Genomic DNA, 248 nt, shown 5'->3' with positions numbered 1-248 from the left:
GGCGACGATTGGGCTATGAAACCGCATCCTTCCTCGCCGCCCATCCCGAATCACGGAGCCGATGTCATGACGCTGGATGCGATTGTCGCTGGCGTCGTCGCATGGTTTGCCGCCGCCTTGCCCGATCATGGCATCTATTTGCTGATGGTATTTGCCTTCATCGCCGGGCTTGCCCGCGGCTTTTCGGGTTTCGGCGCCGCATTGATCTTCATTCCGCTCGGCGGCGCGATCGTCGGGCCGAAGCTGAT

1 pseudogene is annotated in these 248 nt (G+C 61.3%); it reads left to right on the top strand.

Going from position 1 to position 248, the window contains the following annotated elements:
• Positions 1 to 66: 66 nt before the first annotated feature.
• Positions 67 to 248: pseudogene (locus EOD29_RS33910) on the top strand (sulfite exporter TauE/SafE family protein); the annotation flags it as partial.

It is taken from the genome of Mesorhizobium sp. M1A.T.Ca.IN.004.03.1.1 (assembly GCF_003997555.1).
Taxonomy (GTDB): Bacteria; Pseudomonadota; Alphaproteobacteria; order Rhizobiales; family Rhizobiaceae; genus Mesorhizobium.
The sequence above is the reverse complement of the archived record's forward strand: the minus strand, read 5'-3'. Positions and strand labels throughout refer to the sequence as shown.